Here is a 26,814-nt window from a genome sequence, read left to right as displayed (position 1 = left end):
AGGTGTCCCTCCTTTACAAAGATGGTAAAAGAATAAGGTTGCGCAACAATTGTACAACCTGTAAATATTTCTAATGCATATTTATACGAAACGTATTTTAAAATATAAAAACGTCGTTAGTATCCGAGATAGAGTTTTCGACAAAATAACACATGTGGACAACTATTTACTCACATGTGATTTAAACTATCCACATGTTATACACAAATTGTGGATAAAATAAAGGTGTGGAAAACTTATTCAAAGTGAAAACACAACTATAATATCAAAAAAAAGCAGCTATAGCAATGAATTTAAGAAAGTTATCCACAAAATCAATACCTTGTGGAATAAACTTGTCCACAATACGATATACTGTGTAAAAGTAAAAAAAGAGTTTGTGGATACAAAAAAGAGAAAATATATTTATCCACAAGGAAATATAGGGACTGTGAAAAAGTGTGTGAATAGGTTAAAAATGAATATTTGATGAAAATTTCGAGAACCATTGACATTTTCCTATTTGATTTACTATAATTTATTAGACTGTCTTTAACAGATATTCCTCAGGGAGGTGTCATATAATGAAAAGAACTTACCAACCAAATAAACGTAAGCGCAGCAAAGTACATGGTTTCCGCAGCCGTATGAGCACAGCAAACGGACGTAAAGTGCTAGCAGCTCGTCGTCGTAAAGGAAGAAAAGTATTATCTGCGTAGACCACTGATCGTTCAGTGGTCTTTTTTTCTAATAATAATGAGTTTCCGCTGATGAAATACAGGAGTGTCAAATGATATGAAGAAAAAAAATCGTATAAAAAAGAATGATGAATTCCAGGCTGTTTTCCAAAAAGGACAATCGAATGCCAATCGCCAGTTTGTTGTATACAAATTAGATAAAGAAAAACAGCCGCATTTTCGCATTGGTCTTTCTGTTAGTAAGAAAATAGGAAATGCAGTAGTGCGTAATCGAATTAAGCGTATGATTCGCCAATCGATTATAGAATTAAAAGATGAGATAGATTCTGGAAAAGATTTTGTTATAATAGCAAGGAAGCCTTGTGCAGAGATGACATATGAAGAGTTAAAGAAAAGCTTAATTCATGTCTTTAAACGCTCTGGTATGAAAAGAATAAAAAAGTAGCGTAAGGAAATGAATTACACTATATACATACCGAAACAAGGAGGAGCAGGCTTTGAAAAAGAAAATAGGTTTATTAGCCATGGTTATTATGCTAATGGCAATTGCTACCGGCTGTAGTGAAACAAATCAACCGATTACACCGAAAAGCACTGGGATTTGGAATGAATATTTCGTATACCCGCTTTCTCAGTTAATCACGTATTTTGCAGAATTATTTGGTAGTAATTACGGTTTAGCAATCGTTGTTACAACTCTTATCATTCGTTTTGCATTATTACCATTAATGATTAAACAAACGAAGAGTACGAAAGCAATGCAGGCGTTACAACCAGAAATGGTGAAATTAAAAGAGAAATATAGTTCTAAAGATCAAGCAACACAGCAAAAACTACAACAAGAAATGATGCAGTTATATCAAAAGAATGGTGTAAACCCATTAGCAGGATGTTTACCAATATTTGTTCAGATGCCTATTTTATTCGCGTTTTATCATGCGATTATGAGAACAACAGCAATTAGTGAACATACATTTTTATGGTTCGATTTAGGACAGGCGGATCCTTTCTATATCCTTCCAGTTGTTGCAGCTATTACGACGTTTATTCAGCAAAAGCTTGCAATGGCAGGAACGGCTGGACAAAATCCGCAAATGGCAATGATGATTTGGCTTATGCCAATTATGATTTTAGTCTTTGCAATTAACTTCCCAGCAGCACTATCATTGTACTGGGTAGTTGGTAATATCTTTGGTATCGCTCAAATGTATATGATCAAAGGGCCTGAAATTAAGGCTAGTAAGGCAGGAGGATCAAGCAAGTGAGTATGATTACTGCTAAAGGACAAACAGTCGAGCTGGCAGTACAAGATGCTTTAAGACAATTAAATGCTTCGAAAGATCGAGTAGATATAAATATTATCGATGAGGGTAAGAGGGGGTTCCTAGGTTTATTTGGGAATCGCCCCGCTGTTGTAGAAGTTGTATTGAAAAAAGATCCAATCCAAGAATGTGAAGAATATTTAAAAAATGTTATTCAAAATATGGGTGTGGAAGTTGAGATTAGAAAAATTGTAAAAGGACGCGAAGTTAAATTTACAATTTCTGGTGAAAATATTGGTGTTTTAATTGGTAAAAGAGGGAATACGTTGAATTCTTTACAGTATTTAACAAAGCTTGTTGCGAACCGTAATACAAAGCAATATATTGGTATTACACTGGATGCTGAAAACTATCGTAGTAAAAGAAAAAATACGTTAGAAACTCTTTCCTATCGATTAGCAAAACAAGTAGTGAGTACGAAAAAAAGGGTTGTTCTAGAACCAATGCCTTCTTTCGAACGAAAAATTATTCACCAAGCATTATCTAATCATCAAAATATCATTACAACTTCTGAAGGGAAAGAACCACATCGGTATGTTGTAATATCTTCCAAGTGACCGGTTACTCAATTGAGTGCCGGTTTTTTTGAGGAGAAAATAAATGTGGATAACTAAAAAACACTAAACTTATCCACTGTGAATAAGTTTAGTGTTTTTTACATAAGGACATAATAAAATGAGTTATTATTCTTTTGTAGATAGGTTCGTTATGGTATCCTAATAATTTAGTGACGGAAAAAATTCATGTTGAAATAGAGATAAATAAGCAAGTGAGGTGAAAGGACATGGAATTTGATACAATTGCCGCAATTTCCACAGCACTTGGGGAAGGTGCAATTGCCATTGTTCGAGTAAGTGGGGATGATGCGATTGAGAAAGTCGATCGTATTTTTAAAGGGAAGGATTTAACACAGGTTTCTTCTCATACAATTCATTATGGTCATATTGTCGATTTAGATACAAATCAAGTTATTGAAGAAGTTATGGTGTCCATTATGCGTGCACCAAGGACTTTTACGCGTGAAAATATAGTAGAAATTAACTGTCATGGTGGACTTGTTTCGGTAAATAAAGTATTACAGCTTATTTTAGCGCAAGGAGTACGACTGGCAGAGCCTGGTGAATTTACAAAACGTGCTTTTTTAAATGGACGTATTGATTTATCACAAGCAGAAGCTGTTATGGACTTAATCCGTGCGAAAACAGATCGTGCTATGAATGTAGCGATTAACCAAATGGAAGGACGATTATCTAAATTAATCGGCCATCTGCGTCAAGAAATATTAGAAACATTAGCTCATATTGAGGTGAATATAGATTACCCAGAATATGATGATGTAGAAGAGATGACGCATAATATTTTAATTGAGAAAGCTACACATGTCCGTGCTGAAATTGCAAAGATATTAGAAACATCGAAGCAAGGAAAGATTTTACGTGAAGGCATTTCTACCGCGATTATCGGTAGACCTAACGTTGGGAAATCATCGCTATTAAATAGTCTTGTTCAGGAGAAAAAGGCAATTGTAACTGATATTGCAGGAACAACTCGTGATGTTATTGAAGAGTACGTTAATGTGCGTGGTGTACCACTTAAACTTATAGATACAGCCGGAATTCGTGAAACGGAAGATATTGTTGAACGAATTGGTGTAGAGCGTTCGAAGGAAATGATGAGCCAAGCAGACTTAGTGTTAATTGTAGTGAACTATAGCGAGGCTTTAACAAATGAAGATGAGGATCTATTCCGTGCTGTACAAGGAAAAGATTTCATTGTCATTGTAAATAAGACAGATTTACCGCAAGGAATTGATATGGAACGTGTTACAGATTTAGCGGTAGGCAATCGTGTTATTACAACATCTTTAATTGAGGAGCAAGGAATAGATGAGCTTGAAAAGGCAATAGCTGATTTATTCTTTGAAGGAACAATTGATTCTGCGGATATGACATACGTGTCTAATGCGAGACATATCGGATTATTAACACAAGCAGGAAGAACAATTAACGATGCAATTGAAGCGATAGAAAATGGTGTTCCGATTGATATGGTTCAAATTGATTTAACAAGAGCGTGGGAAATACTTGGTGAAATTACTGGTGATACTGTCCATGAAAGTTTAATTGACCAATTGTTCTCTCAATTTTGTTTAGGAAAATAAAGTAAAACTTTAATCAGAGATGATTTAGTAAGATAGAGGTTATTAGGAGGAATAAACAATGGGATACAATGCCGGTTCATATGATGTCATAGTAATCGGTGCAGGTCATGCAGGATGTGAAGCTGGTCTTGCGGCAGCACGAATGGGCTCAAAAACATTAATGTTAACAATTAACTTAGATATGGTAGCGTTCATGCCATGTAACCCTTCTGTTGGTGGACCAGCAAAAGGGATTGTTGTTCGTGAAATTGATGCATTAGGCGGAGAAATGGGACGCAATATTGATAAAACACATATTCAAATGCGTATGTTAAATACGGGTAAAGGACCAGCTGTACGCGCGCTTCGTGCACAAGCTGATAAATTCTCTTACCAGCATGAATTAAAGAAAACAATTGAAGAAACACCAAACTTAACGTTGTTTCAAGGTCTGGTAGAGCGTTTAATTATTGAAGATGGTGTATGTAAAGGGGTAATTACGCAAGCTGGTGCTGAATACACAGCGAAAACAGTTGTAATTACAACGGGAACATTTTTACGTGGTGAGATTATTATGGGAGATTTAAAATATTCAAGTGGTCCAAATAATCAGCAACCATCTATTACATTATCTGAACACTTAGAGGAACTTGGTTTTGATCTTGTTAGATTTAAAACAGGTACACCTCCGCGTGTAAACAGTAATACGATTGATTATAGTAAAACAGAAATTCAACCAGGTGATGATAAGCCACGTGCTTTCTCTTTTGAAACGACAAAATTTATTATGGATCAAATTCCATGTTGGTTAACGTATACAAGTACAGAAACACATCGTTTAATAGATGAAAACTTACATCGCTCAGCTATGTATTCTGGTATGATTAAAGGAACAGGGCCTAGATATTGCCCTTCAATTGAAGACAAGGTAGTAAGATTTAATGATAAACCACGTCATCAAATTTTCTTAGAGCCAGAAGGACGTAATACACAAGAAGTATATGTACAAGGCTTATCGACGAGCTTACCAGAAGATGTACAGCGTGCAATGCTTAGAACAATTCCTGGCCTAGAAAATGTTGAAATGATGCGTACGGGTTATGCAATTGAATATGATGCGATCGTACCAACTCAACTATGGCCAACACTTGAAACGAAAAAAATTAAAAATTTATATACAGCAGGACAAATTAACGGAACTTCTGGTTACGAAGAAGCAGCAGGACAAGGGCTTATGGCTGGGATTAATGCAGCGTGTCGTTCTTTAGGTAAAAAAGAAGTTATTTTAGGTCGTGCTGATGCTTATATTGGTGTCTTAATTGATGACCTTGTAACGAAAGGTACAAATGAACCATATCGTTTATTAACGTCTCGTGCAGAATATCGCCTATTATTACGCCATGATAATGCTGACCTTCGTTTAACTGAAGTTGGGCGTGAAATTGGCTTAATTAAAGAAGATCGCTATGAGCGATTTACAAATAAAAAGTTACAAATTGAACAGGAGAAGGAACGGTTAGAGAGTATTTTTATTAAACCGCGTCCTGAAGTTCAAGAATTAATTCGTAGTATTGGCGGAAGTGAATTGAAAGATGGAATACGTGCAAGTGACTTATTACGTCGTCCAGAGGTGACATATGAGCATATTCATCTTTTAGTACCAAGTGAAGTACCATTAAGTGATGAAATTACGGAACAAGTTGAAATTCAGACCAAGTACGAAGGATACATTGAAAAATCTTTACAGCAAGTAGAACGTATGAAAAAAATGGAAAACAAAAAAATTCCTGTGGATATTGATTATGATGCGATTTCTAGCCTTGCCTCAGAAGCGAGACAGAAATTGAAAGATGTTCGTCCGCTTTCAATGGGGCAAGCTTCACGTATTTCTGGCGTAAATCCAGCTGATGTTTCCATTTTGCTTATTTACATTGAACAAGGAAAAATTGCACGAGTATCGAACCAATAACATAGTAAGGAGATATTGCTAGATGAACATAGAACAATTTCAATCTATGCTAGAAGAGAAGGGTATTTCCCTCTCTTCTAGACAGTTAGAGCAGTTCGGAATCTATTTTGAAACATTAGTAGAGTGGAATGAAAAAATGAACTTAACGGCTATTACGGAGAAAGAAGAAGTATACTTAAAACACTTTTTTGATTCTGTTACAGCGGCTTTTTATTATGATTTTTCGAAACCATTTTCTATTTGTGATGTTGGAGCAGGAGCTGGATTCCCAAGTATCCCTTTAAAAATCTGTTTCCCACACTTAAAAGTAACAATTGTAGATTCATTACAAAAACGTATTAATTTCTTAAATCACTTAGCGCAAAAGTTAGAATTAAGTGATGTTGCATTTTGTCATGATCGTGCTGAAACATTTGGAAAAAAAGAAGGTGTACGTGAAGCATACGATATTGTAATGGCACGTGCAGTTGCACGTCTTTCTGTATTAAGTGAGCTATGTTTACCACTTGTAAAAGTAGGGGGAACATTCATTGCAATGAAAGGTGCAGCGGCGAACGAAGAAATCGAAAATGGCAAATATGCTTTAGAGGTACTTGGCGGAGAATTGAAAGAAATGTCTACGTTCCAATTACCGTTTGAAGAAAGCGAGCGTAATATTTTATTAATCGAGAAAAAGCGCAAGACACCAAAGAAATATCCACGCAAACCGGGAACGCCCAATAAATTACCTATTGAAAAATAAATCTTATTAGACGTAAGATTAAATTATATAAATGAAAACGTAAATGTTTCATAGGAAACATTTTATGTAGAACAGTCAATAGGCCTAAAAGGTGGTGGAATATGTATGAAAAATACGTTTTCTCGTTTATTTGGCTTTGGAGATAAAGAGAGCGAATTCGAATTACAAGACGAAAGCCATGAAGAAATAGCTAAAAAGGTATATGAAGAAATACAGGAAATTCCGATAGTAAACATTACCCCTAACCGTTATCAACCACGAACAGTTTTTGACGATGCACGTATTGAGGAGCTAGCATTAACGATTCGTACACATGGGCTTATCCAGCCGATTGTTGTGAGACAGTATGAGGATGATAAGTACGAGATTATTGCCGGGGAAAGGCGTTTCCGCGCAGCAACAAAGTTAGGGTGGGAAAAAGTTCCTGCAATAATAAAGAATTTAAATGATACTGAGACAGCTTCTGTAGCGTTAATTGAAAATTTGCAACGTGAGGAATTAACAGCAATTGAGGAAGCTGTGGCATATCAAAAGCTGATTGAGTTACATAATTTAACACAAGAAGCATTGGCACAACGACTTGGAAAAGGACAATCGACAGTCGCAAATAAATTGCGATTATTAAAATTGCCTGAAGAAATCAAAAGTGCATTATTAGAAAAAAGTATTACAGAACGGCATGCTCGCGCCCTTATTCCTTTGAAGAATGAGGAATTACAACTGAAGGTTTTACAAGAGATTGTGGAGAAGCAATTGAATGTAAAGCAAACAGAAGAACGAATTGCAAAGTTATTAGAAGAAGTAAAACCAAAGCGCAAAGCGAAGCAAAAAGCAGTAAGTCGAGATGCGAGAATTGCTATGAACACGATTAGACAATCATTACAAATGGTTGCTAATAGTGGTTTGAATGTTAATTCTGCGGAAGAAGAGTTTGATGAATACTATCAAATTACGATTAAAATTCCGAAGAAAAAATAATTACGTGCTAGAGACCTTATCCTATTGGAGAGGTCTCTTTTACTATATTTTCTTGTTAAAGCAAGAAGGAGTTTAGAAATAAATTTTGAAGTTTAATAAGGACGTAAAAGAAAAACTTTTATTTCATGTTACAATAAACGTAATTGTTTCTAGAATAAGAAAGAAAGGTTGAAAGTAGGTGACATCATGGGAAAAATCATTGCTATTGCTAATCAAAAAGGCGGTGTTGGAAAAACAACAACATCCGTTAATTTAGGGGCTGGATTGGCACAAGTAGGAAAAAAAGTCCTTCTCGTAGATATTGATGCTCAAGGAAATGCAACGACTGGTGTAGGGATTGAAAAGTCTGAATTAGATCAATGTATTTATAATGTTCTTGTAGAAGATGCAGATGTTCAAGGTGCCATACGGAAAACCGCAACTGAAAACTTAGATGTTCTACCCGCTACAATTCAATTGGCTGGTGCTGAAATTGAATTGGTACCAACCATTTCCCGGGAAGTACGCTTGCAAAGAGCGTTACAGCCAATTCGTGATGAATATGAGTATATTATTATTGACTGTCCCCCATCCTTAGGGTTATTAACGATTAATGCATTAACCGCAGCAGATTCTGTTATTATTCCTGTACAGTGTGAATATTACGCGCTGGAAGGGTTAAGTCAGCTATTAAATACAGTTCGACTTGTGCAAAAGCATTTAAATAAAAATTTAGCAATTCAAGGTGTATTGTTAACGATGTTGGATGCTCGTACAAATTTAGGAATTCAAGTTATAGATGAAGTGAAAAAATACTTTAGAGATAAAGTATATCGTTCGATTATTCCTCGTAATGTTCGCTTAAGTGAGGCACCAAGTCATGGAAAACCAATTATGCAGTATGACGCTAAATCAAGAGGAGCAGAAGTATATTTAGATTTAGCAGAGGAAGTGATTGCAGGTGGCTAAGGGATTAGGAAGAGGAATCAACGTGTTTTTTCCAGATTTAGATGTGAAAGAAGAAGAAACAATTCAGGAGATTATAGTAACTGAATTAAGGCCGAATCCATATCAACCACGTAAATATTTCAATAAAGAAGCGATTCAGGAATTAGCGGCTTCTATTAAAGAGCACGGTATATTGCAACCTTTAATTGCTCGAAAGAGTATTAAAGGATATGAAATAGTTGCAGGTGAAAGAAGATATCGTGCTGCTAAAGAGGCCGGACTTGAGAAAGTGCCTGCTGTCGTAAGGCAATTAAATGAGCAGCAAATGATGGAATTTGCTTTGCTTGAAAACTTACAACGAGAAGATTTAAATCCTATGGAAGAGGCAATGGCATATCAGATGTTAATGAACGAGCTAAATGTAACACAAGAACAATTAGCAAAACGTCTTGGTAAAAGCAGGCCTTATATCGCAAATTATACTCGTTTGTTAAGCCTCCCTTCATTCGTTCAAGATATGATTGCAAACGGTCAACTTTCAATGGCTCATGGAAGAACTTTACTTACAATAAAAGATGAAGAACAGTTGAAATCTTTATTGAAGCGAATTGAAAAAGAAGGACTGAATGTTCGCCAATTGGAACAAATTGTCCAGGAAATTAATCAACGTGTTTCACGTGAAACACAACAAGTGAAAAAAGAAAGAAATATATTTTTTGTAGAGCGTGAAACGTTTTTAAGAGAAAAGTTTGGTACGGATGTAAAAATTAAAGAAACGAAAAAAGAAAAAGGTAAAATCGAAATCGAATTTTTTAATAAAGAAGATTTAAATCGAATTTTAGAATTATTATCAAAGGGAAATTAAAAAGCAAACCATCTTATTGTTTATAGATGGTTTGCTTTTTTTAATGCAGATAATTTTTGATCGGTTTCTTTTATACTTTGTGCAATTACATCGGCCATCTTCATAACTAAACTTAGTCTTGTATTTTGAAGTACGAAAAACTCCATGAAACCATTTAAATTTACGATGCCATGAATATGCAAATCACCAATTTCAGGTAATTTCTTATTCATCGCAGCTCCAGGTTTACTGGGGCCCTTTCCGGTAGTTATAGAACCGATACTTTGAGATTTTCCTAAACATGCATCAACAGCAATAATAAATGAAGTAGGATTTTCTTTCTGTATATTCTGAATTTTCTCCTCTAGATTTAGTGCATGTATTGGTTCGTCTAGTGTGCCGAATACTTGAAGGTTTTTGATTTCAATTTGTTCTAGTTTAGTACCAACTAATGGACCAAGTGCATCACCGGTGGAACGGTCTGTTCCGATACAAACGAGAATGAGTGGCATATTAGTCTTAACGGGAATATGGGAAAGTAAGAAATTACTGATTGTCTCAGAGGCTTCTAAGTCATGATGCATAACATTTTGAGTTTCTTTTTCAAAAAAAGGTAAGCGAAAACTTCTAATATTCATGAAGCACCCATCCTTTTAATAAATTTTCACAATATGTTATATGGTGTGTGAAATGGAAAATTATAAGTGCATACTTTTTACAAACTGTGAATGAAAACGGAAATAATAGTACTAGTATATATATATTCGTTTCATTTTATACCTGAATGGAAGTTAACAAATGGAATTAAAGTCATAAAATTTTTTCAGAAATCAGAGAGACTTCTGATACAATGAGAAGGATAACTAAAAAGAAATTTTAGCTGGAGAGGTAGAGGTACATGGATTTAGCGTTGAAATGGTTTGAGTCCATTGATTGGACGAATATAGGTGTAAAAACACTAAAAATAGTCGTTATTTTAATACTTGGTGCAATCATTGTGCGAGTTGCAAGGGCAGTTGTACGAAATGCGTTTCGCATGGGAAGTCGTTCGCCAATTCAAATTTCAGAACGTCGTACAGTTACAGTAGCGAAGTTACTTGAAAATATTGTGGCATACGTTGTTATATTTATTATGTTGATTGCGATTTTAGGCGTGTTCAATATTAATGCATCAGGTCTATTAGCTGGTGCCGGGGTTATTGGTTTAGCAGTCGGATTTGGTGCACAAAGTTTAGTGAAAGATGTCATTACAGGACTATTTATTTTGCTAGAAGATCAGTTTTCAGTTGGTGACTATGTAAGAATTGGTCAGTTTGAGGGAGTTGTTTTAGAAATTGGACTTCGTACAACGAAACTAAAGAGCTGGACAGGGGAAATTCATACTTTACCAAACGGAAGTATTATTCAAGTTACTAATTTTTCGGTTAGTAATAGTGTAGCATTCGTTGATGTATCTATTTCGTATGAGGCCGATATAGCAAAAGCAGAGCAAGTAATTGAAGAGTTATTAGTAGAATTACCTGCAAAGTACGAGAAGATGGTAACAACGCCTCAATTGTTAGGTGTACAAACATTAGCTGCATCAGAAGTTATATTACGTGTTATTGCTGAAGTGGAGCCGATGCAACATGCAGTTATTGCAAGAGCTCTTCGTAAAGAGATTAAAACTCGTCTGGATTTACATGGAATTGAAATTCCATATCCACGTATGGTTTTATATAATCGTGAAGAATTGGTTAGTGGAAAAGCAATTTAGTATGGAGAGGGGTTTGGAGAGTGGAGCAAAAGCAATATAACTTGTACGATGTTGTGGAAATGAAGAAAGCCCATCCATGTGGTGAAAATCGCTGGAAGATTATTCGTATGGGAATGGATATCCGCGTTAAGTGCGAGGGGTGTGACCATTCGGTAATGATTCCTCGAAGAGAGTTTGATCGTAAGGTGAAAAAAATACTTGTGAAGCATGAAGAATAGTGAAAAAGCAACAGCTGCAGTAGACAGCCGTTGCTTTTTTTCATTTGGTGGAAACTTGTCATTTTTTTCGTTACTATCTATAATGATGAAAGATTGAGACATAGGAGTGAAAAATATGGGATTAACGGCTGGGATTGTTGGATTACCTAACGTAGGGAAGTCCACTTTATTTAATGCAATTACACAAGCAGGAGCAGAATCTGCGAACTATCCATTCTGTACAATCGATCCAAACGTAGGGATTGTAGAAGTACCAGATGAGCGCTTAAATAAATTAACGGAATTAGTAGAACCGAAAAAAACTGTTCCGACTGTATTCGAATTTACTGATATCGCAGGTATCGTAAAAGGTGCGAGTAAAGGTGAAGGATTAGGAAATAAATTCTTATCTCACATTCGCCAAGTAGATGCAATTTGCCAAGTTGTTCGTTGTTTTGAAGATGAAAATATTACACACGTTTCAGGGAAAGTAGATCCAATTGATGATATTGAAACAATCAACTTAGAACTAATCTTAGCGGATTTAGAATCAGTTGATAAACGTATCGAGCGTGTTGCGAAATTAGCAAGACAAAAAGATAAAGAAGCAGTATATGAGCATGAAATTTTAGTGCGTTTAAAAGAAGCTTTCGAAGAGGGAAAACCAGCTCGTACTGTTGAATTTACAGAAGAGCAAATGAAGATTGTTAAAGGCCTTCATTTACTTACAACGAAAGAAATGCTATACGTAGCAAACGTAAGTGAAGATGATATTATGGATCCTTCTGAAAATAAATATGTACAAATGGTAAAAGAATTTGCTGCAAATGAAAATTCTCAAGTTATCGTTGTATGTGCAAAAATCGAAGAAGAAATCGCTGAGTTAGACGAAGAAGAGAAAAAAGTATTCCTGGAAGAATTAGGTATTGAAGAATCTGGTTTAGATCAGTTAATTCGTGCTGCATATGACTTATTAGGACTTGCTACTTACTTCACAGCTGGTGTGCAAGAAGTGCGTGCATGGACGTTTAAACAAGGTATGAAAGCACCACAATGTGCTGGCGTAATTCATACAGACTTTGAGCGTGGATTTATTCGCGCAGAAACAGTTTCTTATGATGATTTAATGACAAACGGTTCTATGACAGCTGCAAAAGAAGCTGGAAAAGTACGTTTAGAAGGAAAAGAGTATATCGTAAAAGACGGAGATGTTATGCACTTCCGCTTTAACGTTTAATTTAATATTTCCTAGGAAAAATAAAGATATGAACTTGGCAAATATATTATGTGTTTGCCAAGTTTTTTACGTATTGGTGAGTTGATTCATATAACTTACTATGATATAATCTAAACTCGTGAGTAATTACTATAAATTAATTGCTCCTTGCCCATTATGGGCCGTTTAGACCAAAAGGAGGTGAAAGTGTAATGAGAAAGTACGAAATTATGTACATCATTCGTCCTGGCGTTGAAGAAGAAGCTCAAAAAGCTTTAGTTGAACGTTTCGCAGGTGTTTTAACAAACAATGGTGCAGAAATCATTAACACAAAAGAGTGGGGTAAGCGTCGTTTAGCTTACGAAATCAACGACTTACGTGAAGGTTTCTACATGATCTTAAACGTGAACTCTAACTCAGAGGCGATTAACGAATTCGACCGTTTAGCTAAGATCAACGAAGATATCCTTCGTCATATCGTTGTTAAAGAAGAAGAAAAATAATTGATATATAAGGGAGAGTGGTTCGATTGATGAATCGTGTTATCCTCGTTGGTCGTTTAACTAAGGACCCTGACTTACGTTACACGCCCAATGGTGTTGCAGTAGCTACTTTTACGTTAGCTGTGAATCGCGCATTTGCGAATCAACAAGGTGAGCGTGAAGCTGACTTTATTAATTGTGTAATATGGCGTAAACAAGCAGAAAACGTGGCAAATTATTTGAAAAAAGGTAGCTTAGCAGGCGTAGACGGACGTCTTCAAACTCGTAATTACGATGGACAAGATGGTAAACGTGTATATGTAACAGAAGTTCTTGCGGAGAGCGTACAATTTTTAGAGCCGCGTAATGGCGGTGGGGAGCAACGTGGTTCATTCAATCAGCAACCATCAGGAGCTGGTTTCGGTAACCAAAGCTCTAACCCATTTGGTCAATCTAGTAATTCAGGTAACCAAGGTAATCAAGGTAACTCTGGATTTACGAAGAATGACGATCCATTTTCGAATGTTGGTCAACCGATTGACATTTCGGACGACGATTTACCATTTTAATGGTGTGAATCGGCTATTTTTAACAAAGAATGGAGGGAATAGACATGGCAGGACGCAAAGGTGGACGTGCGAAGCGTCGTAAGGTGTGTTTCTTCACATCTAACGGCATCACTCGCATTGACTATAAAGATGTTGATTTATTAAAACGTTTCGTTTCTGAGCGCGGTAAAATTTTACCTCGTCGTGTAACAGGAACAAGCGCGAAATACCAACGCAAACTTACAGTTGCAATTAAACGTGCTCGTCAAATGGCACTTTTACCATATGTTGGTGAATAATAGCGTATGAAATGCACAGTAGAGTCGGACTCTACTGTGCATTTTGCTATGCTTTTCTTTTTTTGAAAGAGAGGTTAGATGATGAAGAATACGAAATTTATTACTGAGGGTGCAGCACTGTTAGCGATATATGCAATGTTATTGCTTATATCTATGTATGTTCCAATTTTAGGTACAGTTGTAACGTTTGCGTTGCCATTGCCATTTATATTGCTAACGATAAGATATAGATTATCTAACGCCTTTATAGTTTTTACTGCGGCGCTTTTTATTACTGTTATTGTCAGTCAGCCGATGAACCTAGTAAAGACAACTATGTTTGGATTGATAGGTATCGTTTTAGGATATATGTATAAAAAACGAAAAAAGCCGGTAGAAACTTTAATGGCGGGGACGCTTGCGTACTTAATTGGTATTATGCTCATTTATGTTGCGAGTATAAAGTTTTTTAACATAGATTTAATGAAGCAAATGCAAAATATGTTTAATGAAAGTATGGCGCAAAGTGAAAAGATAGTTACTGCTGCGGGTATGCCTATTAGTAAAGAGCAAAAAGAATTATTTGCACAATTTAATGATGTGTTACAAACGTTATTCCCAAGTTTGCTTGTGATGGTTTCTGTATGTTTTTCTTGGATTACAGTTATGATATCAGGTAGTGTTTTGAGAAAACTAAAGCATGACGTTATACCTTGGCCTAAATTTAAAGATATACAATTACCAAAGAGTATTGTTTGGTATTACGTTATATTTATTTTGCTATCAACTTTTATAAAAGTAGAACCGACATCATATTTACATATGGTATTTTCTAATTTATATGTCATATTTGCTTTACTACTAGTACTGCAAGGTCTGACATTTATCGCTTTTATAGCGCATAGCAAAGGTTTTACGAAAGGTGTTCCTATTATTAGTTTTATTGTCTGCATGTTTATTCCGATGATGTTTCCTCTTGTAACAATCTTAGGTATAATTGATTTAGGGATTTCATTGCGTTCTAAAATAGGGGAATAAAATAATATTCCTTACACTATTTTAATTTGTTTAACTAACTGGAAAGTGAGTTAGTTTTACTTTATAGGAGTTGTATACATGCCTGAATTTTATAAGAAACAGTGGTTTTTATATCCTGTTTACGTATTGGCATTTTTTGTATTCGTGCTAATTTCACTCCTCTGTTACTTTCATTTAATTATGGGGATATCAGCCTTTTTTATCTTTTGTATTGTGCTTTTTTTCGTTATACGATTCGAACTTACTTTTCAAAGGAATTTTGAAAAACATACGACAGATATGATTACAAGGGTAAAGAAAGTGAGTAATGAAGCATTTAACCAAATGCCAATTGGTATTTTGTTATACAATAAGGATTATGGAATTGATTGGGCGAATCCTTATTTATCATCATGTTTGGGGCAGCATGCATTAGCTGGTTGGCACCTTTACGATGTATCAGAAACATTACTCCTTTTTATTAAGGGGGAAACTTCTGACGATATAGTTTCTTTAAATAATCGAAAGTTTCGTGTTTTTGTAAGGAAAGAAGAAAAGCTAATTTATTTCTTTGATGTAACGGAACAAACAGAAATTGAAAAGATGTATGAAGATCAACGCACTGTTTTAGCTGTTATTTATTTAGATAACTATGATGAAGTTACACAAGGATTAGATGACCAATTACGTACGAATATAACAAGTCTTGTGACGTCACGTCTAAATGAATGGGCCGTTAAGTATGGTGCATATTTGAAACGTGCATCTTCAGAAAGATTCTTCGTTGTACTAAATGAAAGTATTTTAGCGCAAATGGAGAAAGGGAAATTTAGTATTTTGGATCAAGTGCGTGAAGAAACATCAAAAAGGAATATACCACTTACATTAAGTGTTGGTGTTGGCTCAGGTGATTTACCTTTATCAGAGCTTGGAGCGATGGCTCAATCTGGTTTAGACCTTGCATTAGGACGAGGAGGAGACCAAGTAGCTATTAAACAAGCAACGGGTAAAGTTAAGTTTTACGGTGGTAAGACGAATCCGGTTGAAAAGCGTACTCGTGTACGTGCTAGGGTTATTTCGCATGCATTAAAGGATTTAGTATTAGAAAGCAGTAATGTCATTATAATGGGGCATAGAGCTCCTGATATGGATGCGATTGGTGCAGCGATTGGTATTTTAAAGGTAGCTCAATTAAATGAGCGCAAAGGATATATTGTATTAGATGAAAATGATTCTGATAAAGGAATCAAACGTTTGATGGATAAAGTGAAACAAAATGAAGAGTTATGGTCACATTTTATTACACCAGGGCAAGCGATGGAATTTGCAAATGATGATTCATTACTTGTTGTTGTTGACACACATAAACCTTCAATGGTGATGGAGGAAAAACTGTTACACAAGATTGAAAATGTAGTAGTTATTGACCATCATCGCCGCGGGGAAGATTTCATTGAAGATCCATTACTTGTTTATATGGAGCCATACGCTTCTTCAACGGCAGAGCTTGTTACAGAATTACTTGAGTATCAACCGAAAAATTTAAAGATGACAATGTTAGAAGCAACGGCATTGTTAGCTGGTATTATTGTTGATACGAAAAGTTTTACATTCCGTACAGGCGCTCGTACATTTGATGCCGCTTCTTATTTACGCTCGCATGGCGCAGACACTGTACTTGTACAAGAACTTTTAAAAGAAGATATGGGTCAGTATTTACGAGTTGCAAAAGCCATTAAAAATGCGTACATTTATAAAAATGGAATTGCGATTGCTAAAGTTGATGGTGATGAATATTATGACCAAGTACTTATTGCACAATCAGCAGACACATTATTGACAATGACAGGTATCATTGCATCGTTTGTTATTGCAAAACGCGGAGAAAATTTCATTGGAATTAGTGGTAGATCTTTAGGTGAATTGAATGTACAGCTAATTATGGAGAATTTAGGAGGTGGCGGGCACTTAACAAATGCAGCCACACAAATGAAAAATGTTACAGTAGATGAAGCGGAGGAGAAGCTTCGATTTGTTATTGATGACTATTTACAGGGAGGCACACAATCATGAAAGTAATTTTTCTAAAAGACGTAAAAGGTAAAGGTAAAAAAGGAGAAATAAAAAACGTACCAGACGGTTATGCAAATAATTTCTTACTAAAACAGGGGTTAGCTGCCGAAGCGACAAACAGCAGTATGAAAACTTTAGATGCTCAAAAGCGCAAAGAGGAAAAAGATGCAGCAGCAGAAGTTGAGAATGCAAAAGAGCTGAAAGAAACATTAGAGAAATTAACTGTAGAAGTAAAGGCGAAATCTGGAGAAGGTGGCCGCTTATTTGGTTCTATCACGAGTAAACAAATTGTAGATGTGATGCAAAAGTCACACAAGATTAAACTTGATAAACGTAAATTTGAAATGGATGATGCAATCCGTGCATTAGGTTATACAAACGTCAATGTGAAATTGCATCCGCAAGTAACAGCAACAGTAAAAGTTCATGTTAGTGAACAATAAAAATAAATTAAGCAAGGAGGATTGCGCATGAGTGATGTAATGGCTGATCGTACCCCTCCGCATAATATAGAAGCTGAGCAGGCAGTCTTAGGTGCCATATTAATTGATCAGGATGCGTTAACGTCAGCATCGGAACTATTGGTACCTGACTCATTTTATCGAACGAAACATCAAAAGATTTTTGAAGTCATGCTTGGGTTGTCTGATAAGGGAGAACCAATCGACTTAGTAATAATGACATCAGCGATGGCTGATCAAGGATTACTAGAAGAAGTTGGTGGGGTTTCTTATCTAGCAGAGTTAGCAGAAGTTGTTCCAACAGCTGCTAATGTAGAATATTATGCACGCATCATCGCTGAAAAGGCACTTTTACGTCGTTTAATTCGAACGGCGACTCATATTGTATCGGATGGATACGAGCGAGAAGATGATGTGGATGGCCTTTTAAATGAGGCTGAGAAAAAAATATTAGAAGTATCTCACCAAACAAATGCAAAAGCATTCCAAAACATTAAAGATGTTCTTGTAGATGCTTATGATAAAATTGAACTTTTGCATAATCAAAAGGGTGAAGTTACCGGGATACCAACTGGATTTACTGAATTAGATAAGATGACCGCAGGTTTTCAGCGAAATGATTTAATCATCGTGGCGGCGCGTCCATCGGTAGGAAAAACTGCATTTTCACTAAATATCGCGCAAAACGTAGCGACGAAAACTGATGAAAATGTAGCGATTTTTAGTTTAGAGATGGGCTCTGATCAGCTTGTTATGCGTATGCTTTGTGCAGAAGGAAATATTGATGCACAAAGACTTCGTACCGGTTCATTAACTTCTGATGATTGGGCGAAATTAACAATGGCGATGGGTAGCCTTTCTAATGCTGGTATATATATTGATGATACACCAGGGATTAAAGTAAATGAGATTCGAGCAAAATGTCGTAGATTAAAGCAAGAGCAAGGTCTTGGGATGGTTTTGATTGACTATTTACAGCTTATTCAAGGAAGTGGGAAATCAGGAGAAAACCGTCAGCAGGAAGTATCTGAGATTTCTCGTACATTAAAAGGGATTGCACGTGAATTACAAGTACCTGTTATCGCCTTGTCGCAGTTATCTCGTGGTGTAGAATCCCGTCAAGATAAACGTCCGATGATGTCTGACATTCGTGAATCAGGAAGTATCGAGCAGGATGCTGACATTGTAGCCTTCCTATATCGTGAAGATTACTATGACCGTGAAACAGAAAATAAAAATACAATTGAAATTATCATTGCAAAACAACGTAATGGTCCGGTAGGTTCAGTAGAGCTTGCGTTTGTTAAGGAATTTAATAAATTCGTCAACTTAGAACGCCGCTTTGAGGATGGACATGCACCGCATGCATAAAGGCAGTATAAAAAAGAAACACATTTCTTATAATAAGATGTGTTTCTTTTTTTTTTATATAAAAGATAGGGCTTTCATAAGGTGAATATGTAATTCTTACGAACGAAAACGTTTTTCGATAAAAAAATGTTCGCTTTTTGGTTGACTTCTCTTTCTGTTTTGGTACAATTATATTGTTTGAATAGATCGTTTGAAAATTGCGGAGGTGCTTTAATAATGTCTTCAGTAGTAGTTGTAGGAACACAATGGGGCGACGAAGGAAAAGGTAAAATCACTGATTTTCTTTCTGAGCATGCGGAAGTAGTTGCAAGATATCAAGGTGGAAATAACGCGGGACATACAATTGTTTTCGGCGGAGTTAAATATAAATTACACTTAATTCCATCTGGTATTTTCTATAAAGAGAAAATTTGTGTAATCGGAAATGGCTTAGTAGTAGATCCGAAAGCATTACTTGAAGAGTTGAAATACTTACACGATCGTGGTGTAAGTACTGATAATTTACGTGTAAGTAACCGTGCGCACGTTATTTTACCTTATCACTTAAAACAAGATGAATTAGAAGAAGCGAGTAAAGGTGATAACAAGATTGGTACAACGAAAAAAGGTATCGGTCCTGCATATATGGATAAAGCTGCTCGTATTGGTATCCGTATGGCTGATCTTTTAGACCGTGAAGCATTTAAAGAGAAGCTTGAGCGTAATTTAGTGGAGAAAAATCGTTTGTTTGAAAAAATGTACGATACAGAAGGTTTCAGCGTAGAAGAAATCTTTGAAGAGTACTTCGAATACGGACAACAAATCGCACATTACGTATGCGATACATCTGTCGTATTAAATGATGCACTAGATAACAATAATCGTGTATTATTTGAAGGTGCACAAGGTGTTATGCTTGATATCGACCACGGTACGTACCCGTTCGTTACATCTTCTAACCCAATTGCTGGTGGTGTAACAGTTGGAACTGGAGTCGGTCCTGCGAAAGTTACTCGCGTTGTAGGTGTATGTAAAGCATATACAAGCCGTGTTGGTGATGGTCCATTCCCTACTGAACTTAATGATGAAATCGGTCACCAAATTCGTGAAGTTGGTCGTGAATACGGAACAACAACGGGTCGTCCACGCCGTGTAGGTTGGTTCGATAGCGTTGTTGTAAGACATGCACGTCGTGTTAGTGGTTTAACAGATTTATCATTAAACTCTATCGATGTATTAACAGGTATTCCAACTGTTAAAATTTGTGTTGCTTACAAATACAATGGCGAAGTTATCGATGAAGTTCCAGCTAACTTAAACATTTTAGCGAAATGTGAGCCTGTATATGAAGAGCTTCCAGGTTGGACAGAAGATGTTACTGCTGTGAAATCATTGGATGAGCTTCCTGAAAATGCAAGAAAATACGTAGAGCGTGTTTCTGAATTAACAGGAATCCAATTATCTATGTTCTCGGTTGGACCAGATCGTAATCAAACAAATATCGTTCGTAACGTATACGAAGCTTAATTGATATAAAAAATTGATTTTTTTAAGAAAAAACTCATATTTTTATGAGTTTTTTCTTATTTTTTATAAAAAAATAAAAAAAGGTATTGCAAAAATGAAAGATAGCATGTTATGATATGTCTTGTCGTCACGAAAATATGACGTTGGTGAGTATGAGCCATTAGCTCAGTTGGTAGAGCATCTGACTTTTAATCAGAGGGTCGAAGGTTCGAATCCTTCATGGCTCACCATTTTATTTTTCGTGGCCCGTTGGTCAAGTGGTTAAGACACCGCCCTTTCACGGCGGTAACACGGGTTCGAATCCCGTACGGGTCATGTTTTTTTTATGTTCATTTTTGGTCCCGTGGTGTAGTGGTTAACATGCCTGCCTGTCACGCAGGAGATCGCCGGTTCGACCCCGGTCGGGACCGCCACTTTTGTTTATACCACCATTAGTGGTTTTATATATAGTTTTGGCTCGGTAGCTCAGTCGGTAGAGCAGAGGACTGAAAATCCTCGTGTCGGCGGTTCGATTCCGTCCCGAGCCACTCTCAGGATATTAAGTGGGCCCACTTAATATCCTTTTTATTTTGTCCAGTTTTACAAATGTGGGTAGTTATTTTACAATAGAATGAGGAGCCTCTAGCAGTTGAAGCTAGAGGTTTTTCTATAGATCGTATAGGATTCTGTGTAAAAGTGGATGATACATGAGTCTATGAGAATAGAGGAGAAATACTTAGACTAAGATTGTTGTCATATAGGAACATACTATAGAAACACCAATATGTTTGAGGATTATTGATCATATTTTTATAAGGAGGAAATAGACGATGATGGGAAAGAAAATTTTAGTAGTTGATGATGAAAAGCCAATTGCGGATATTTTGAAGTTCAACCTAGAAAAAGAAGGTTTTGAAATTGTAATGGCGCATGATGGTGATGAGGCGATTGAAAAAGCAAATGAAGAACAGCCAGATATGGTTTTATTAGATATTATGTTACCGGGAAAAGACGGTTTAGAGGTATGTCGTGAAATACGTAAAAGCTCAGAAATGCCAATTATTATGCTTACAGCAAAAGACTCTGAAATTGATAAAGTATTAGGGCTTGAGCTTGGGGCAGATGATTATGTAACGAAGCCATTTAGTACGAGGGAGCTACTTGCTCGTGTGAAAGCGAATTTACGTCGCCATCAGCAGGGTGGTGCTGCAGAGAAAGAAGAAAATACCGAAATGGTTATTGGACCAATCGTTATCAATTCGAACGCTTATAGTGTAACAAAGCGTGAAGAAAGCATTGAGCTTACACATCGTGAATTTGAATTACTACATTATTTAGCGAAGCATTTAGGTCAAGTTATGACTCGTGAACATTTATTACAAACAGTTTGGGGTTATGATTATTTTGGAGATGTACGTACAGTAGACGTAACAGTACGTCGTTTACGCGAAAAAATTGAAGATAATCCAAGTCATCCTACTTTAATTGTAACTAGACGTGGAGTAGGGTATTACTTGCGTGACCCAGAACAGGAATAGTATATGAAGAAAGTTGGTTTTTTTCAATCTATTCATTTAAAATTTGTGCTCATATATATGCTGTTAATATTAATAGCAATGCAAGTAATTGGTGTATATTTCGTCAGGGAATTAGAAAAAAGCCTTGTAAAAGGCTTTCAAGATTCCTTAACGCAGCAAACAAATCTACTTTCTTATAACCTGAAGCAAGAGTTTGTAAAAGAACGTCCTAAAACAGAATCAGTAGATAAAGCTATTAATGACTCGATTCAAAAATTCGCATCAGATCGTAAGAAAGATATTCAAGAAGTAAGTGTAATTGATGCTACTAAAAAATTAATGGCAATTTCAGACGGGTCTAAGCAAAATAAGGTAGGAAGAACGTCAGCAGATACAGCTGTACAACGGGTAATGGTACAAAAGAAACCAGAGTCAAAGATTGAGAAAGATGGAAATACAGGTCATCGAGTTCAAGTTATGATTACCCCTATTCTAAAAGAGCCTGGCGGAGAGGTACTTGGTGTCATTCATATCGTTGCATCTATGGAAGATGTGTATAAACAAATGAAGGACATCAACCAAATTTTCGCAACGGGGACAGTAATTGCTTTATTAGTAACAGCTGTACTTGGAATTTTATTGGCTCAAACAATTACGAGACCAATTTCAGATATGCGAAGACAAGCAATTGAAATGGCGAAAGGAAATTATTCGCGAAAAGTAAAGGTGCATAGTCACGATGAGATTGGACAATTAGCATTATCTTTTAACAATTTATCTAAAAAATTACAACAAGCTCGTTCCTCCACAGAAAGTGAAAGACGAAAATTATCATCCGTTTTATCACATATGACAGATGGAGTAATTGCTACTGATCGAAAAGGGGATATCATTTTATTAAATGATCCTGCGGAAAAGATGTTAAATGTTTCGCGTGAAACGGCGCTAGATCAATCAGTGTTAGAAGTGCTAGGAATACAAGAAGAATTTACACTGGATCATTTATATGAAGAGCCTGATTCAGTTTTATTAGATTTTAGTACGAGAAATGAACCATATATTTTACGTGCTAGTTTCTCTGTTATTCAAAAAGAAACAGGGAAGGCAAATGGTTTAATTGCTGTATTATATGATGTAACAGAGCAGGAGCGGATAGAACAAGAGCGCCGTGAGTTTGTTGCGAACGTATCTCATGAGTTAAGAACGCCGTTAACAACGATGCGCAGTTACTTAGAAGCACTTACTGATGGAGCATGGCAAGATCCAAATATTGCACCGCAATTTTTAACGGTTACACAAGAGGAAACGGAAAGAATGATCAGGCTTGTAAATGCATTGTTACAACTATCTAAACTAGATAGTACAGAACATCGCTTAATGAAGGAATGGGTCGACTTTACGGATTTCTTTAATAACGTTATCGATCGTTTTGAAATGTCTAAAGAGCAAAATGTAAGCTTCAAACGATCTTTCTCTAAAAAATCTCGATTTATTGATATGGATACAGACAAAATTACACAAGTTTTATATAACATTATTTCCAATGCACTAAAATATTCGCCAGAAGGTGGTACAGTAACATATCGCCTACGTGACCGCGGGGAGTTATTAGAGATTAGTGTGAGTGATCAAGGAATGGGAATTCCGAAAGAAAATGTAGATAAAATATTTGAACGTTTTTATCGTGTAGATAAAGCGCGTTCGAGACAAATGGGTGGTACAGGTCTTGGGTTAGCCATTGCGAAAGAAATGATTGAGGCACATGGCGGCTCGGTTTGGGCGAAAAGTGAGGAAGGAAAAGGGACAACTATTTATTTCACATTGCCAATGGCGACAGATGAAGAGGACGATTGGGAATGAGTATGGAAAACTTTAAAACGATAGTTCTAATTAATTTGGTTGTCATTAGTCTATTTCTTACTTTTAACTTGTGGACATATGTTCCTGATTCTACTTCTATGCAAAATACAAAGTTCGTTCAAGGTAACGAAGAGATAAATACGATAAAGATTTCGGAGGTTGTTCGCCCATCCTCTGTCGTTATTCATAAAGAGAAAAATCATTATGTAAGCGAAAAGAAGGAAAATGTGGATTCGATTTATAAAATTCTTGAAAACGGAGAATTACATAATTTCGAGGAAATAACGTGGACAGTCCCTAAAGGTGATTTTCTGTCTTATGTACACGGAGAAGAAAAAATTGAATTTGTTTTTCCTACAAATATCCCGTTAGATACGATTAAAAATATGTTTAATATTAAAGATAAAAACATAGAAAGTAACAGAAGTTTTAATCGTATTATAATTGATCCTTCTAGAAGTAAGGATCAAGAAATTAAAGTTAGCTTTGTTTCCTATGATACTCCTCATAAAATATATCAAGCAACATTAAGTGGTGCTTATATAAAGGATATTATAAATGCTCAAAATCAACTTATAACAGTAGCAAGACCATATTTTGAGTATCAAATAAATGATACAAAAAAACTTTTTTTACCAGAGGGAATTACGGAATTAAGTAAGGCAGAGTATATTACAGCTAAACTAGAAGTGGATCCATTTAAAAATGCTTTATTTAGTGATCCACGTTATTTAAGTCCTATTTCTGAGAAAACAAAGGAAACATTTACAGATGGCATCCGTTCTATGGAAATTGATAAGTCGGATGCAATGTTGAAATATAAAAATTCTGCTGTACATGGTGATAAATCTACGGATAATGCGGTAATTTTACAAAAAAGTTTTGACTTTGTAAGTGGGCATAGTGGATCCTTGAAGTCCTATCGTTTTGATTATATTAATGGGAGGAAAACTTCATTCCGTTTATATGAGGATGGTTTGCCTGTATTTAATGCAAATGGAATAGCGGAATTAAAACAAGTATGGGGTTCAGGTGAAATTATGCAGTATGAAAGACCCTTTTTTGAGTTCAGTATTACTTTGCCTAGTAAACAACAAACAACTTCTCTAGCATCAGGTCGTACAGTGATGACATCACTAGAGAATAATCCAGGAATTGATAAAAAATCAATTCAGGATGTTGGTATTGGTTATAAAATGTCATTGGAACCGTCCATCAGTGATGTGAGAATCGCTGTCTTACAGCCGATATGGTATGTAAAATGTGAAGAAGATGGTAAGCAACAAATATATGAGTGGAGTGAGGGGGGACTAAATGGATTGGGATCGAATTAAAACCATATTTATTGTGACCTTTTTTGTTTTAGACCTCTTTCTTATCTTTCAGTTCATTCAAAAGCAAGATAGTAATCAATTAGAACTTGTGACGGAAACGAAAATTGATCAACAATTAAAAGCTGAAAAAATTACTATGGGAAATTTTCCTAAAGAACCGAAAAAAGAGTCATTTATAATGGCGAAAAATAAGGGTTTCAAAGAAGAAGATGTGGAATCTTTAAAAAATCAGACAGTGCATGTGCAAGACGAATATCAAATAGAGGGTAAATTAAAAGAGCCTTTTTTAAATACAAAATCATTGTCAAAAGATAAGTATAATGAGTTTTTGAAAAATTATGTGCTGGATGGACAAAAATATGAGTTTGGAGCAATAAAGGACTCAAAAATTTACTTCTTTCAAAAGTATAAAGATAAACCAATCTTCTACAATAATCGTGCGATGATTGTTGTAGATTTAAATGAAAAAAATGAGCTTATTTCATATACACAAACAATGTTAACGGATTTGAAGGAAATGGGCGAAAGCGAAAAGACGAAAGAACAAGAGATTATTACTGCTCAAACAGCTTTAGAAAATATATATTTGAAAAATAAAATTGCAGAAAATACGCACGTGAAAGAGGCGCAGATTGGATATGCGACTCTTGCGGAGTCTTCTTCTAATATACAAGTGCTTGCTCCAACATGGAACTTAAAGACAGAACAAAAAAAGGATTTTTTTGTGAATGCAATTGAAGGACAAGTTATGGAATTAGGGGAAACTCAAGTGCCGGAAGAACATAATGGAGTGAGAAAGAATGAGCATGCATTTTAGTGTACTTGCAAGTGGAAGTACAGGGAATATGCTATATGTAGGAACAGATGAAAAAAAACTGCTTGTCGATGCAGGTTTAAGTGGTAAAGCGACAGAGGCTTTATTTAAACAAGCTGAACTGAATATAAATGACATATCAGGTATTCTTGTAACACATGAGCATAGTGATCACATTAAAGGATTAGGTGTATTGGCGCGTAAATATGATTTACCTGTTTATGCGAACGAGAAAACATGGAATGCAATGGAACATTTAATAGGTAATATCCCAACTGATCAAAAATTCATTTTCTCAGTAGGAGACGTGAAAACATTTGGAGATATTGAAGTTGAATCATTTGGTGTTTCTCATGATGCGGCGGAACCGATGTTTTACGCTTTTCATAACAATAATAGAAAGTTAGCTCTTATTACAGATACGGGCTACGTAAGTGACCGTATGAAAGGTGTTATTAAGGGAGCAAATGCTTTCGTGTTTGAAAGCAATCATGATGTGGAAATGCTTCGTATGGGACGCTATCCATGGAGCATTAAGCGACGTATTTTAAGCGACGTTGGTCATGTTTGTAATGAGGACGCTGCATTAGCGATGGCTGATGTTATTACAGATGAGACAAAACACATTTATTTAGCACATTTAAGCTTAGATAATAACATGAAAGAATTAGCGCGTATGTCTGTATCACAAGTATTAGAAGAAAAAGGTTTTGGGGTTGGAAAATCCTTTGAAATACATGATACAGATCAAAAAGTGCCTACGAAAATTCAATACGTATAATTCTTCATTTTAGTAAACAATAAAG

The 26,814-nt window shown here is 35.8% G+C and carries 27 protein-coding genes and 4 tRNA genes; 30 read left to right on the top strand and 1 reads right to left on the bottom strand.

Features of this window, described 5'->3' with window-relative positions; all coding sequences use genetic code 11:
- Positions 1–563 precede the first annotated feature (563 nt).
- The 10 genes from rpmH to spo0J all read left to right on the top strand — a co-directional run bounded on the left by rpmH (position 564) and on the right by spo0J (position 9,620).
- A complete protein-coding gene (rpmH, locus tag MKX37_RS26925) occupies positions 564–698 on the top strand; it encodes a 50S ribosomal protein L34 (RefSeq protein WP_000831901.1) in 135 nt (44 codons plus the stop codon).
- Between the two features lie 76 nt (positions 699–774).
- A complete protein-coding gene (gene rnpA, locus MKX37_RS26920; protein WP_002089963.1) occupies positions 775–1,122 on the top strand; it encodes a ribonuclease P protein component in 348 nt (115 codons plus the stop codon).
- Between the two features lie 52 nt (positions 1,123–1,174).
- Entirely contained in the window at positions 1,175–1,942 is a 768-nt protein-coding gene (gene spoIIIJ / locus MKX37_RS26915) for a YidC family membrane integrase SpoIIIJ (protein WP_002130197.1), read from the top strand.
- The gene (jag, locus tag MKX37_RS26910) at positions 1,939–2,556 is read left to right on the top strand and encodes an RNA-binding cell elongation regulator Jag/EloR (RefSeq protein ID WP_078421763.1); all 618 of its coding nucleotides are present in this window, start codon (positions 1,939–1,941) and stop codon (positions 2,554–2,556) included. Before spoIIIJ ends, jag begins: the two co-directional genes overlap by 4 nt.
- A gap of 227 nt (positions 2,557–2,783) precedes the next feature.
- Positions 2,784–4,160 carry a tRNA uridine-5-carboxymethylaminomethyl(34) synthesis GTPase MnmE gene (gene mnmE, locus MKX37_RS26905; protein ID WP_002130195.1) on the top strand — a complete coding sequence of 459 codons (1,377 nt, stop codon included), beginning with the start codon at positions 2,784–2,786 and terminating at the stop codon, positions 4,158–4,160.
- A 58-nt stretch (positions 4,161–4,218) separates the two neighbouring features.
- Complete coding sequence (mnmG, locus tag MKX37_RS26900) at positions 4,219–6,108, top strand: tRNA uridine-5-carboxymethylaminomethyl(34) synthesis enzyme MnmG (protein ID WP_002130192.1); 1,890 nt, start codon at positions 4,219–4,221, stop codon at positions 6,106–6,108.
- 22 nt (positions 6,109–6,130) lie between these two features.
- On the top strand, positions 6,131–6,850 hold the full coding sequence (gene rsmG, locus MKX37_RS26895) for a 16S rRNA (guanine(527)-N(7))-methyltransferase RsmG (RefSeq protein ID WP_002016472.1): 720 nt from the start codon (positions 6,131–6,133) through the stop codon (positions 6,848–6,850).
- A 105-nt stretch (positions 6,851–6,955) separates the two neighbouring features.
- Entirely contained in the window at positions 6,956–7,828 is an 873-nt protein-coding gene (gene noc, locus MKX37_RS26890; protein WP_002016471.1) for a nucleoid occlusion protein, read from the top strand.
- Between the two features lie 186 nt (positions 7,829–8,014).
- Complete coding sequence (gene soj, locus MKX37_RS26885) at positions 8,015–8,776, top strand: sporulation initiation inhibitor protein Soj (RefSeq protein WP_002016469.1); 762 nt, start codon at positions 8,015–8,017, stop codon at positions 8,774–8,776.
- Complete coding sequence (gene spo0J / locus MKX37_RS26880; protein WP_170935246.1) at positions 8,769–9,620, top strand: stage 0 sporulation protein Spo0J; 852 nt, start codon at positions 8,769–8,771, stop codon at positions 9,618–9,620. Before soj ends, spo0J begins: the two co-directional genes overlap by 8 nt.
- Positions 9,621–9,640: 20 nt before the next feature.
- On the opposite strand, the gene yyaC is transcribed toward spo0J, so the two are convergent.
- Positions 9,641–10,237, bottom strand: coding sequence for a spore protease YyaC (gene yyaC, locus MKX37_RS26875; protein WP_002130189.1), 597 nt, complete (start codon positions 10,235–10,237; stop codon positions 9,641–9,643).
- Between the two features lie 260 nt (positions 10,238–10,497).
- On the opposite strand from yyaC, the gene MKX37_RS26870 reads away from it, so the two are divergent.
- From MKX37_RS26870 to MKX37_RS26775, 20 genes are all read left to right on the top strand, one after another.
- Positions 10,498–11,355, top strand: coding sequence for a mechanosensitive ion channel family protein (locus tag MKX37_RS26870; protein WP_000362302.1), 858 nt, complete (start codon positions 10,498–10,500; stop codon positions 11,353–11,355).
- Between the two features lie 20 nt (positions 11,356–11,375).
- A complete protein-coding gene (locus MKX37_RS26865) occupies positions 11,376–11,573 on the top strand; it encodes a DUF951 domain-containing protein (RefSeq protein ID WP_000436054.1) in 198 nt (65 codons plus the stop codon).
- A gap of 115 nt (positions 11,574–11,688) precedes the next feature.
- Positions 11,689–12,789, top strand: a complete 1,101-nt coding sequence (gene ychF / locus MKX37_RS26860; RefSeq protein ID WP_000524661.1) for a redox-regulated ATPase YchF — start codon at positions 11,689–11,691, stop codon at positions 12,787–12,789.
- A 191-nt stretch (positions 12,790–12,980) separates the two neighbouring features.
- Positions 12,981–13,271, top strand: a complete 291-nt coding sequence (rpsF, locus tag MKX37_RS26855; protein WP_001233782.1) for a 30S ribosomal protein S6 — start codon at positions 12,981–12,983, stop codon at positions 13,269–13,271.
- A gap of 26 nt (positions 13,272–13,297) precedes the next feature.
- On the top strand, positions 13,298–13,819 hold the full coding sequence (gene ssb, locus MKX37_RS26850; RefSeq protein ID WP_000981963.1) for a single-stranded DNA-binding protein: 522 nt from the start codon (positions 13,298–13,300) through the stop codon (positions 13,817–13,819).
- Positions 13,820–13,863: 44 nt separating this feature from the next.
- Positions 13,864–14,097 (top strand): 30S ribosomal protein S18, encoded by a 234-nt coding sequence (gene rpsR, locus MKX37_RS26845; protein WP_000918874.1) that lies wholly within the window; start codon positions 13,864–13,866, stop codon positions 14,095–14,097.
- Positions 14,098–14,178: 81 nt separating this feature from the next.
- Complete coding sequence (locus MKX37_RS26840; RefSeq protein WP_002130187.1) at positions 14,179–15,114, top strand: YybS family protein; 936 nt, start codon at positions 14,179–14,181, stop codon at positions 15,112–15,114.
- Positions 15,115–15,192: 78 nt separating this feature from the next.
- The gene (locus MKX37_RS26835; protein ID WP_002016460.1) at positions 15,193–17,166 is read left to right on the top strand and encodes a DHH family phosphoesterase; all 1,974 of its coding nucleotides are present in this window, start codon (positions 15,193–15,195) and stop codon (positions 17,164–17,166) included.
- Positions 17,163–17,609, top strand: a complete 447-nt coding sequence (gene rplI / locus MKX37_RS26830) for a 50S ribosomal protein L9 (RefSeq protein ID WP_002130186.1) — start codon at positions 17,163–17,165, stop codon at positions 17,607–17,609. The genes MKX37_RS26835 and rplI overlap by 4 nt, the downstream gene beginning before the upstream one ends.
- A 27-nt stretch (positions 17,610–17,636) precedes the next feature.
- Entirely contained in the window at positions 17,637–18,998 is a 1,362-nt protein-coding gene (dnaB, locus tag MKX37_RS26825; RefSeq protein WP_002016457.1) for a replicative DNA helicase, read from the top strand.
- 216 nt (positions 18,999–19,214) lie between these two features.
- Positions 19,215–20,504 (top strand): adenylosuccinate synthase, encoded by a 1,290-nt coding sequence (locus tag MKX37_RS26820; RefSeq protein ID WP_003192712.1) that lies wholly within the window; start codon positions 19,215–19,217, stop codon positions 20,502–20,504.
- Between the two features lie 154 nt (positions 20,505–20,658).
- Positions 20,659–20,734 (top strand) — tRNA-Lys (locus MKX37_RS26815).
- Positions 20,735–20,747: 13 nt separating this feature from the next.
- Positions 20,748–20,819 (top strand) — tRNA-Glu (locus MKX37_RS26810).
- Positions 20,820–20,841: 22 nt separating this feature from the next.
- Positions 20,842–20,917: transfer RNA gene (locus tag MKX37_RS26805), tRNA-Asp, on the top strand.
- A gap of 41 nt (positions 20,918–20,958) precedes the next feature.
- Positions 20,959–21,031, top strand: a tRNA-Phe gene (locus MKX37_RS26800).
- A gap of 282 nt (positions 21,032–21,313) precedes the next feature.
- The gene (walR, locus tag MKX37_RS26795; RefSeq protein ID WP_000971867.1) at positions 21,314–22,021 is read left to right on the top strand and encodes a cell wall metabolism DNA-binding response regulator WalR; all 708 of its coding nucleotides are present in this window, start codon (positions 21,314–21,316) and stop codon (positions 22,019–22,021) included.
- Between the two features lie 3 nt (positions 22,022–22,024).
- Positions 22,025–23,860, top strand: coding sequence for a cell wall metabolism sensor histidine kinase WalK (walK, locus tag MKX37_RS26790; protein ID WP_002130184.1), 1,836 nt, complete (start codon positions 22,025–22,027; stop codon positions 23,858–23,860).
- Complete coding sequence (locus MKX37_RS26785) at positions 23,857–25,194, top strand: YycH family regulatory protein (RefSeq protein ID WP_078421765.1); 1,338 nt, start codon at positions 23,857–23,859, stop codon at positions 25,192–25,194. The genes walK and MKX37_RS26785 overlap by 4 nt, the downstream gene beginning before the upstream one ends.
- Entirely contained in the window at positions 25,175–26,011 is an 837-nt protein-coding gene (locus tag MKX37_RS26780) for a two-component system regulatory protein YycI (RefSeq protein ID WP_002167282.1), read from the top strand. Before MKX37_RS26785 ends, MKX37_RS26780 begins: the two co-directional genes overlap by 20 nt.
- A complete protein-coding gene (locus MKX37_RS26775; protein WP_002167283.1) occupies positions 25,995–26,789 on the top strand; it encodes an MBL fold metallo-hydrolase in 795 nt (264 codons plus the stop codon). Before MKX37_RS26780 ends, MKX37_RS26775 begins: the two co-directional genes overlap by 17 nt.
- The last annotated feature ends 25 nt before the right edge of the window (positions 26,790–26,814 follow it).

The organism is Bacillus sp. FSL R5-0709 (genome assembly GCF_038004785.1).
Lineage (GTDB): Bacteria > Bacillota > Bacilli > Bacillales > Bacillaceae_G > Bacillus_A > Bacillus_A mycoides.
Note: the sequence above shows the minus strand (reverse complement) of the source record. Positions and strands in the feature narration are given on the sequence as shown.

Excerpts from the sequence above, each read along its gene's own strand:
- rpmH (WP_000831901.1), top strand. The coding sequence starts at position 564 with ATGAAAAGAACTTACCAACCAAATAAACGTAAGCGCAGCAAAGTACAT.
- rnpA (WP_002089963.1), top strand. The coding sequence starts at position 775 with ATGAAGAAAAAAAATCGTATAAAAAAGAATGATGAATTCCAGGCTGTT.
- mnmE (WP_002130195.1), top strand. The coding sequence starts at position 2,784 with ATGGAATTTGATACAATTGCCGCAATTTCCACAGCACTTGGGGAAGGT.
- mnmG (WP_002130192.1), top strand. The coding sequence starts at position 4,219 with ATGGGATACAATGCCGGTTCATATGATGTCATAGTAATCGGTGCAGGT.
- rsmG (WP_002016472.1), top strand. The coding sequence starts at position 6,131 with ATGAACATAGAACAATTTCAATCTATGCTAGAAGAGAAGGGTATTTCC.
- noc (WP_002016471.1), top strand. The coding sequence starts at position 6,956 with ATGAAAAATACGTTTTCTCGTTTATTTGGCTTTGGAGATAAAGAGAGC.
- soj (WP_002016469.1), top strand. The coding sequence starts at position 8,015 with ATGGGAAAAATCATTGCTATTGCTAATCAAAAAGGCGGTGTTGGAAAA.
- yyaC (WP_002130189.1), bottom strand. The coding sequence starts at position 10,237 with ATGAATATTAGAAGTTTTCGCTTACCTTTTTTTGAAAAAGAAACTCAA.
- MKX37_RS26870 (WP_000362302.1), top strand. The coding sequence starts at position 10,498 with ATGGATTTAGCGTTGAAATGGTTTGAGTCCATTGATTGGACGAATATA.
- ychF (WP_000524661.1), top strand. The coding sequence starts at position 11,689 with ATGGGATTAACGGCTGGGATTGTTGGATTACCTAACGTAGGGAAGTCC.
- rpsF (WP_001233782.1), top strand. The coding sequence starts at position 12,981 with ATGAGAAAGTACGAAATTATGTACATCATTCGTCCTGGCGTTGAAGAA.
- rpsR (WP_000918874.1), top strand. The coding sequence starts at position 13,864 with ATGGCAGGACGCAAAGGTGGACGTGCGAAGCGTCGTAAGGTGTGTTTC.
- MKX37_RS26840 (WP_002130187.1), top strand. The coding sequence starts at position 14,179 with ATGAAGAATACGAAATTTATTACTGAGGGTGCAGCACTGTTAGCGATA.
- MKX37_RS26835 (WP_002016460.1), top strand. The coding sequence starts at position 15,193 with ATGCCTGAATTTTATAAGAAACAGTGGTTTTTATATCCTGTTTACGTA.
- rplI (WP_002130186.1), top strand. The coding sequence starts at position 17,163 with ATGAAAGTAATTTTTCTAAAAGACGTAAAAGGTAAAGGTAAAAAAGGA.
- dnaB (WP_002016457.1), top strand. The coding sequence starts at position 17,637 with ATGAGTGATGTAATGGCTGATCGTACCCCTCCGCATAATATAGAAGCT.
- MKX37_RS26820 (WP_003192712.1), top strand. The coding sequence starts at position 19,215 with ATGTCTTCAGTAGTAGTTGTAGGAACACAATGGGGCGACGAAGGAAAA.
- walR (WP_000971867.1), top strand. The coding sequence starts at position 21,314 with ATGATGGGAAAGAAAATTTTAGTAGTTGATGATGAAAAGCCAATTGCG.
- walK (WP_002130184.1), top strand. The coding sequence starts at position 22,025 with ATGAAGAAAGTTGGTTTTTTTCAATCTATTCATTTAAAATTTGTGCTC.
- MKX37_RS26785 (WP_078421765.1), top strand. The coding sequence starts at position 23,857 with ATGAGTATGGAAAACTTTAAAACGATAGTTCTAATTAATTTGGTTGTC.
- MKX37_RS26780 (WP_002167282.1), top strand. The coding sequence starts at position 25,175 with ATGGATTGGGATCGAATTAAAACCATATTTATTGTGACCTTTTTTGTT.
- MKX37_RS26775 (WP_002167283.1), top strand. The coding sequence starts at position 25,995 with ATGAGCATGCATTTTAGTGTACTTGCAAGTGGAAGTACAGGGAATATG.